6 protein-coding genes are annotated in these 8409 nt (G+C 34.5%); all 6 read left to right on the top strand.

The window, feature by feature from the left end; all coding sequences use genetic code 11:
* Positions 1 to 80: 80 nt before the first annotated feature.
* The 6 genes from XJ32_RS03895 (at position 81) to XJ32_RS03870 (ending at position 8316) form a co-directional block, all read left to right on the top strand.
* Positions 81 to 599, top strand: a complete 519-nt coding sequence (locus XJ32_RS03895) for a hypothetical protein (protein WP_077388194.1) — start codon at positions 81 to 83, stop codon at positions 597 to 599.
* A gap of 11 nt (positions 600 to 610) precedes the next feature.
* Positions 611 to 997: a hypothetical protein gene (locus tag XJ32_RS03890; protein ID WP_077388195.1), complete on the top strand. Its 387-nt coding sequence runs from the start codon at positions 611 to 613 to the stop codon at positions 995 to 997.
* 345 nt (positions 998 to 1342) lie between these two features.
* Positions 1343 to 3202: a hypothetical protein gene (locus XJ32_RS12715; RefSeq protein WP_254422472.1), complete on the top strand. Its 1860-nt coding sequence runs from the start codon at positions 1343 to 1345 to the stop codon at positions 3200 to 3202.
* Between the two features lie 452 nt (positions 3203 to 3654).
* Positions 3655 to 4818, top strand: a complete 1164-nt coding sequence (locus XJ32_RS03880; RefSeq protein WP_005219796.1) for a phage capsid family protein — start codon at positions 3655 to 3657, stop codon at positions 4816 to 4818.
* A gap of 316 nt (positions 4819 to 5134) precedes the next feature.
* Entirely contained in the window at positions 5135 to 5800 is a 666-nt protein-coding gene (locus XJ32_RS03875; protein ID WP_077388196.1) for a hypothetical protein, read from the top strand.
* 272 nt (positions 5801 to 6072) lie between these two features.
* On the top strand, positions 6073 to 8316 hold the full coding sequence (locus XJ32_RS03870) for a coiled-coil domain-containing protein (protein ID WP_077388197.1): 2244 nt from the start codon (positions 6073 to 6075) through the stop codon (positions 8314 to 8316).
* The last annotated feature ends 93 nt before the right edge of the window (positions 8317 to 8409 follow it).

The following is an 8409-nucleotide window of genomic DNA, read 5'->3' as shown; positions in this document are numbered from 1 at the left end:
TTACAAGTAAAGATGTTTCGGCTTTGCCTCAACATGACAAGTGAGAGACTCAACAATAAACCATAAGGATAAAAAGCAAAATGCTAAAAACAATTGGAAATATTATTTATGATTATTATCAATTCTTTATACTCCCATTCTTAAGCATAAGTATATTCTATGCTATGGAATATATGAGTCGGGGTGTAGAGTTTTTTGTTGATGAAAAGGGTGTGAAGTGGCGATTTTTAAGCTTTTGCGCTTTAATGCAATTTTTCGTTAGCTTAGTTGTTATTTTAAGCGTTTCTGCTATGTTTAAAAGTGATGCCCTGCAAGAATATCAAACCTTGCAACTTGTAGCCATTATCTTACTTGGCACAACACCCTTTAACATAAGCATTTTAATATGGGTAGCTATAAAACTAGAGATTTACAGACTTATGCGGAATCGATATGAAAAAGAATTTAAAGAGATGATACATACAGACTCCTTATTACAAGAAGCCCTAACAGGTAAGCCACAAAGCACACAACAAGAAAACAAACTAAAAGAGCTAGCACAAACACACACCACACAAACAGAATCTAAAACACAAGCAAATAAAGAAAAAGACATATAAAGGTAATTGCAATGAATACAAAAACAATAATAGCTTTTGCTGCTTTAGCCTTATTTTTATATATACAACTAAACGCAAAGCTAGATGATATCATTTTAGGCATAGATTCAAATGCTAGTGTTTTAGTGTCTTTAAGAGATAGGCAAAAAATGCAAGATGCAGATGGGAAAATTGTATTAATAAAAAATAACATTAAAGCCTTAGAGGATACAGAATGTAAAAAATGCCATGTATTAAATGAAAATCTATTATTACCTATTGAGAATAAACATATAAGCTATGAAACTTTTTTAAGGTTTGTAAGAGAAGGAGGCTTATATATGCCAAGCTTTTCGCCTGAAAGTATAAGTGAAACAAAAATACAACAAATCTATACAAAATTGTATAACAGCAAATAAGATTTTTACTTTTATGAAGGGAAATCATGTAAAGAAGTAAAGCAAACAGACACACTTGTCATGTCCGCCCCTTTCCTTGTCTTGTTGAGTGTAAAGCACGAAACATCTAACCTTTATGCAAGTAAAGATGTTTCGGCTAACGCCTCAACATGACAAGAGAAAGGCAAACAAAGATTTAAAAACAGGCAAACAAAACCCAGCTTTTTAAGGTTGCGTTATAGCTTTTGTAACTTTTTCTAAATTTTAGCTAGGCGCATACTAGTCGTATGTAACTAGCTAAAATTTAGAAAATTTGCAGAATGTATAACCAAAATGAAAGCTTTTAAAAAGAAAGGATAAATAACAATGTATAAAGTAGAAGATGTAAGAGAACACACCTACCCTTACAACCAAAGCTTTTTAGACAAATATCCCTTTATGCTAACAAGCTTTAAAAGTGATAATTTACCCATGATTGTTTTAGATAATGAAGAAATAGATTTAATCTTTGATTTAGCAACACATTTTTACAGAAAGCTAAGACGATTAAAGGTGCTACAAGATATGAAATGGGGTATTGTCTCATTAACAAAAGATGTAGCTAGTTATGTTTTAACCGCTGCAAGTATTGGATCTCAATTTATCCCATTAGTAGGACAGCTTATGAGTGCAGTTTTAGCTTTAGCGCAATTAGGATTAGAAATAATTTATACCTTTACTAAAAAATTTTGGGAATACCCAGATTATATAAATGAGTTGTATTTTGTGATAAAGATGTTTGTAACTTGGGCTAAGATTAGCGATGGCAACAAACAAGAATTATTAAGCGGGGTAACAAACTATATAGAAATGCAAAAAGAAGAGTTTAACGACTTAGTGCATGAAGAAGGCTATGCTGAGCTTGATGAGTTAAGCATAATGTATATTATGGATAATTATCTCCCCGCATTTAAAGCAAGGGTTAAAAAGGTAATGAAAAAAAGCGGTAAAGATTTAAGTCAGGCAATACCTGATATTAACCCAACAGCACCCGGAAAAGATGATACTAACGAAATAGACTTTGCAAAAGAACCACAAGAAGAAAACCCGCAAGAAAAAAGAGAGCATTCAAATGAAAACGAGGGCAAGATTCTAGATACCATGCGAAACAGACAGAGTAAAGAAATGCCCGGCAGCAATCATTATGACTATGAGTATAGTAAAAGGGGTTTTAATATAAAGCTAGAAAAAGCACAAGAAATTGATATTACAAAAGATTTAGCACAAGAAGCCGCAGTCGCACAAGTGGTAAAAGGGGGTGTTTTGGCGTTATGCAGTTTGCATTATTGCAAAAGATATAAGGCTTTGCGAGAATTTAACGATATTTGCGAAGTAAAAGCACATATCCCAACAGATATGCAAGAACAAGAAATAAACCCAAGCATAAAACGCTTTAATAACCAAATCGCACATAAACAGCTAAAAGATTCACAAAACAGATACAAAGAGGGCTATCAGCCAAAAATCACGCATTATTTAAAGCTTGATTTAATCGATGAAAGCATAGACAGATATTATAGAGATTATATGAATCTATACAGCCAATTAAGCGAGGAGAGTAAGCTAAAGTTTGGTTTTGTGGAATTAACAGAGAGTAAAGAGGCATGGTTTTATTCCCCACATATTTGCAAAGAAAAAACACAGGGCAAAAGAACCCCTCCAAGTGAAGAAGAAGCAAAAAAGATTATAGAAAACTACACAAAACAAAGAGAGATAAAGAAAAAGGAATTTGAGAGTAAAGAAGAAAATGTAAATAAAAGATTTTATTTAAGGCAGGTTAATCTAAGTAGGACAGATTTAACCCTAAAAAAATATGCGTTTCAAAAAGGGGATTATGTATTTAGCGATAGCAATCATAAAATATTTATTGCAAGTTATGATGGCGAAGGGTTTAGACACACAATAAAAACACAATACTTTTATGTAGATAGCATTGCAACAGGGGAGTTTAGCATTCAACCTTATGAAGTGGAAGAGTGGGACGGTGAGGAAAGCATAAGTGTAATATATTATCGCCTACTTATCACACACAGAGTTACACTCAAACACAAAGTCGATAAAGATTTTCTACAAAAAGAAATAGGCAAGCTTGTTACACAACTTGCAATCGATGGAAAGAATCATGGCTTACCACAAAATACAACAGATAAGAATTTAGATAATTTAATACAAAATGGAATGTTATAAGTTTTGTTAGTCTCTGTCTTTTGCTAAAGAAGCTTTTATTTGTAGATTTGAAGTATAATTTTACTGCCGCTTAAGCTACGAACTTAAGCGGCAATTTTCTCTTTTCTAGCAAGAGCCAGAAAGGAGGCTTTGTTTTTAACATGTTTTTACACAACATAAAATAACACCACAAAGCAAAGAAACCACATAAACGCAACAAAGCCCTAAAACCATGCAAAAGACAAAACCAGCTTTTTAAGATTGCGTTATAGCTTTTGTAATTTTTTCTAAATTTTGGCTAGGAGTTATCTAAGCGATAATGACTAGTCAAAATTTAGAAAATTTGCGAAATGTATAACCAAAATGAAAGCTTTAAAAAAGAAAAAATAAAAAACAAAATATCCCCCCCTTTAAATGAACACAAAAACAAACTAATATACAAAACAAATACTCACAACACAGGAGCTAAGACAATGAGTTACACTCTAACAGATATTATAAATAACCCTAACATAGGCATTGAAATCGGCAAAGAAATAGAGTCTATGAGTTGGATTAAAAGCCCTTTTGAACCACTTGTAGGGCAGGGAAGCGACAGAGGCATAAGAAGTTATCAAATCGCAAATAAACAGCCATTCCGCCCACGACTTAAAGCAAGATTGACCGGCACAGGAGTCCAAGATAATGAGGAATTTCAAACAAATTATGATGAAATGGAAATCCTAAATCAGACAATTTACCCAAAAATTAGCGGTAATGGTTTATTAAGCCCAGTATTTCATTATAGTGAAATGCAGTTTATTGACTTTGAAAAAGAAGCAAAAGATAGCCTTGCTACATGGATGATGGATACAAGAGATAAGCAATTTATAGCCGCTTTAACAAATGATTTAACAAACTGCGTAGTAGCTGATGCCACAAATGGCTACAAAGACACCACAGCTGAGACAAGTGTCAAAAATGCAAGTAAAAAGATACAAAAGGGCGATACAATCAGCGTTAAAGCAATCCGCAGGGCGATTTTTCTAGCAAGGACTGGCATTGATTATAAAAATAGAGAGATTTTCCCACTTAAACCAATCCGCGCACAAAGCATGAGTAATGGCGGCATAAGCACAATGCACTATTCTTATATTATTATGCTTGATAGCTATGGAATCCAGCAGTTAAAGAATGATGAAGAATGGCGAGACATGCAAAAATACGCAGGGGAGAGAGGACCTAGCAATAATCTTTTTATGGGATTAGTAGGCATGATTGATGGCTGTCCAGTATTAGACTTTGGCGTATGGAGTGAAGCAGCAGCGGGATTATGCAATTCTGAAGTCAAAGATAAAGACTTTTTACGCTTTTTAAATAAAGATAACACACATAATAAGATTGTAAAGCCTAGTGATTATGCAGACGCACAGCCAGTGTCAATTGGCTTTTTAATTGGAGCTAGTGCATTGTTAATCGCTGGGAATCTAAGCCCTAGAATGTATGTAGAACAAAAAGATGCAGGAAGAAAAATCGCAGTAGGTATGGATAGAGTTATGGCAATTGCTAAGGCTAGATTTGGTGAAGATGATAATGGGTTATTAAAGTATAGTGGGCAGGATTTTGCCACGATTGGGTTGTTTTATTCTAAAGAATAAAATTTAGTTAGCGTTTGTCTTGCGGACACTTTTAAGGGAATTATCGCTTTTTTGTTCGGTCATGTATGTATAATACACTCCCTCTCAAAAAATCTCAATAACCCTTAAAATTGCCGCAGCACATACTTCACGCTTTAAAGTCTCTAGTTTGCAATTTGCAAATCTTAGAATCTAGTTTAGTTACATGCAAGGCGATAAAGCTAAAAAGCAAGGCAGCCTAAAAGGCAGATAAACCACTTTCCTGCTATAAAAAAAGGTAAATCATTAATTTGTTACCACGAGATGAAAGCTTTAAAAAATTAAAAAAGGATAACAAATGGCACTAAGGCGTAAAACACCACAAGATAAAGACATTCAGCAATTACAAATAAAAGAATTACAAGAAATTGTAACAAATCTCACAAAAGAAATACAAGAGCTAAAAGAGCAACAAAAAAGCGAGGGCAATTTAGGCGAAGTGGTGAATACACTTATACAAGAGATTAAGGGTTTGCAAGATTTTACATTTTCGTTGCAGAAAACCTTAAAAGAACATGCAGAAAATAGTCAATACCTACTCTCTAAGATTAATAAAACCGAAGGTATTGCAGATAAAAACGCAGGTGATATTTATAACCTAAAGATAAAAGAGGGTTTGCATAGTGATTTACTCGATAGGGCAAAGCCTATTATTGAGATTGCAGATCCTTTGTCTACAGTTGCATTTAGAATCCAAAAGCTAGAAACAAGTTTGCAAAAAGTTAAGGATTTTAACCCCCAAGAGTTAAAAGAGAGAGAAGAAGTAAATACTAATTGTATAACCGATTTGCAAACAGACTTTTTATTGCATGGGCAAATGTTGGCAGATTTAAGACTAGAGATTGAAAAAGTAAAAAAACTTCAAGCCCTGCATGATAAGCAAATACACGCCCTGAAGCATGAAGTAAGTAAAAGTGTATGGGAAAAATTGTTTAAGTGGCGTTTGTCTTTTGGACGCTTTTAAGTGAGTTATCAATTTTTGTTCGGTCATTACCTATTATAGGTAACTCCCTTCACAAAAATTTCAACAACACTTAAAATCGCCTCAAAATACTTCACGCTTTAAAGTCTCTAGTTTGCAGTTAAAGCAAACAGGCAGATTTGTCATCAAAGCCCAAACATCTTTTTATTTGCAAAGCTAGAGATATTTCGCCTTGCGGCTCAACATGACAAAAGGGTAAATCATTAATTTGTTACCACGAGATGAAAGCTTTTAAAATTAAAAAAGGATTAAATATGAATGACACACAAGAATTTCAAAGAACAACAATAGCAGAAGTTACACAAAACACACAAGCAGATTCTAGCCCAGATGAAAGCCAAAAGATGGGCGAAGCAAATGCACTAGATTCTAAAACACAAGACACACAAACAGAATCTACACAAGCCCAAAGCATTACAGAGCAATTACATAACGCCATGCAAGAAGTGGATAAACAAATAGCCCAAGAAGTAAAAGATAAAAAAGCAGACCTAGCAAACCCAATAAATCCCCCACAAAGCATAACCCAAGCCGATAAAGACAGGCTAGAAAAAGTTTATACAGATATGCAAAACGCACTCACACAGAATGCAAACTTTATTATTAAAACAGATTTAAGCCTAAGGGGCATTACTGAACTCATTGCTATTATGCGTATTTTAAATGACTTTTATCTCTATCATGTAGAATTGCTTAAAGACAATAAAGAAAGCATTGAGGTAGCAGTCATTGACATTGAAGCGATGAATAAGAGATTTAGCGAAATGGTGAGACTTGCAAACGGCTACATCATGCAAGCCTTAAAAGAAATAGATAATGCAAACGCTACTTCCCTTGCCCTGCGTAATGAAATAGAAGCCCTGCATGATGCTTGTCAGCTAGATTTAGCCGATACAAAAAACACCATGCAAAAGGTTACACAAACCTATGAGAAATTACAGCTTATAGAACATAATATAGGGAATTTAGAACAAGCCATAGAAGAGTTTGAGAGGCTTACAGAGAATAACGAAAGCCTTTTAAATGATATGCGAGATTTCTTAAATACAGAGTTAAATAACGCAATAGCTGCGTTAATGCTAAAAAAAGAAGAGTATGAAAGAGATTTGCAAGATAATTACACAGGTTTGCAAGAAGCATTCAACAAGCTTTTAGCACAACTCCAAACACAAGCCCAAGATTTCATAGTAGAATCAAATCAAATAAAAACAGACACAATCAATGAGATAAATTCTGTTGCAAACAATAGACTCCAAGAAGTAAAAGCCCTTGATACTGAAGTAAATGCAAGACTAACAGCCTTGCGTGATGAATCTTTACAAGCCCTAGATACAAAGAAAACAGAGGGGCTTTTAGAGTTAGAGACAAAGGCAAATGAACTAGCCACAGAATGCAATACTAAAAAAGAGTTATACCTCCAAGCAATCACAGATTTAAGCGAAAAAAGCTTAGAATCTATCACAGCAAAAGGCGATGAGAAAAAAGCCGAACTAGAAACACATACGCAAAACTTCATACAAGAAGCAGAAAATAAAAAGCAAGAGATAACAAATACGCTAGATTCTAAAAAAGCCGAGTTAGAACAAGCAAAAGAAAATGGGCTAAATGAGATACGACAAGAGGCAAGCACACATGAGACACAACTCCAAACCAAGCTAGAAGAAAGCCTAGAATCTATCATTCAAAAAGGTGAGGAAAAAATACAAGAAATAGAAAACAACACCACACAAGCAAATACAAATCTAGACTCTAAACTCCAAGAGATAGAAACAAAAACACAGCAAGTAGAAAACAATGTCAATACAATGATACAAGAGCATAATACGCATTTAAACAGCTTTGCTACACAATCACAAGAAGCCTTAAATGCGATTAAAACAGAGGGTATGCAAGAGATTCGCACAGAAGCCCAAAGACTATTAGAACAAATCAAAAATAACACGACCACACTTGATCAAAATGTAAGGCAAGAGTATGAGACATGGCTTTTAAACTTGCAAAATAAAGGACAAGAAGCACAGACTTTAATACAAGAGGGCATAAATACAACAATCCCAAATGCCCTGCAAAACTCTCAAACAGAGCTAGAGACGAAGAAAGAAGAGCATTTACAAAGCATAGATTCACAAAAAGAAAGCAGTTTAGAATCTATAAATGAACTCACAGAACAGACAATAAGTCAGCTAAAAAGCACATTTTCTTTTTTAATGAGTGATTTAACTCATGAAAATTTCACACAGACAACAACCTGGAATAAGCCACAAAATGTAAAAAGAGTGTTTGTAAATGTCTTAGGTGGCACAGGGGCAAATAATGCCACAACAAGAGGCACGCCCTCTTCCTTTGGCAGTTTTGTAACCGCGCAAGGTGGCGTGGGAAATGCAGGGGGAAATGGGCAGTTTGGGGAAATGAAGTTTAGCATTGTGGATATACCAGAGAGTGAGACTAGCATAAATGTAAGTATTGGAGCAGGGGGAAGTGTGGATATATTTTATTAAGTTAGGCGTTTGTCTTTTTGCGACTTCTTCGCTCAAGGCTTGGTCATGTATTTAATATACACTCCCTTCGCCTTTCACTCGAAAACCGCAAAA

The sequence above is a fragment of the Helicobacter bilis genome, from assembly GCF_001999985.1.
GTDB lineage: Bacteria > Campylobacterota > Campylobacteria > Campylobacterales > Helicobacteraceae > Helicobacter_A > Helicobacter_A rappini.
This window is presented reverse-complemented; position numbering and strand designations above follow the sequence as displayed.

What these genes read in the sequence shown, in the direction of transcription:
- XJ32_RS12715 (WP_254422472.1), top strand. Translation starts at nt 1,343, where the DNA reads ATGTATAAAGTAGAAGATGTAAGAGAACACACCTACCCTTACAACCAA.
- XJ32_RS03875 (WP_077388196.1), top strand. Translation starts at nt 5,135, where the DNA reads ATGGCACTAAGGCGTAAAACACCACAAGATAAAGACATTCAGCAATTA.
- XJ32_RS03895 (WP_077388194.1), top strand. Translation starts at nt 81, where the DNA reads ATGCTAAAAACAATTGGAAATATTATTTATGATTATTATCAATTCTTT.
- XJ32_RS03870 (WP_077388197.1), top strand. Translation starts at nt 6,073, where the DNA reads ATGAATGACACACAAGAATTTCAAAGAACAACAATAGCAGAAGTTACA.
- XJ32_RS03880 (WP_005219796.1), top strand. Translation starts at nt 3,655, where the DNA reads ATGAGTTACACTCTAACAGATATTATAAATAACCCTAACATAGGCATT.
- XJ32_RS03890 (WP_077388195.1), top strand. Translation starts at nt 611, where the DNA reads ATGAATACAAAAACAATAATAGCTTTTGCTGCTTTAGCCTTATTTTTA.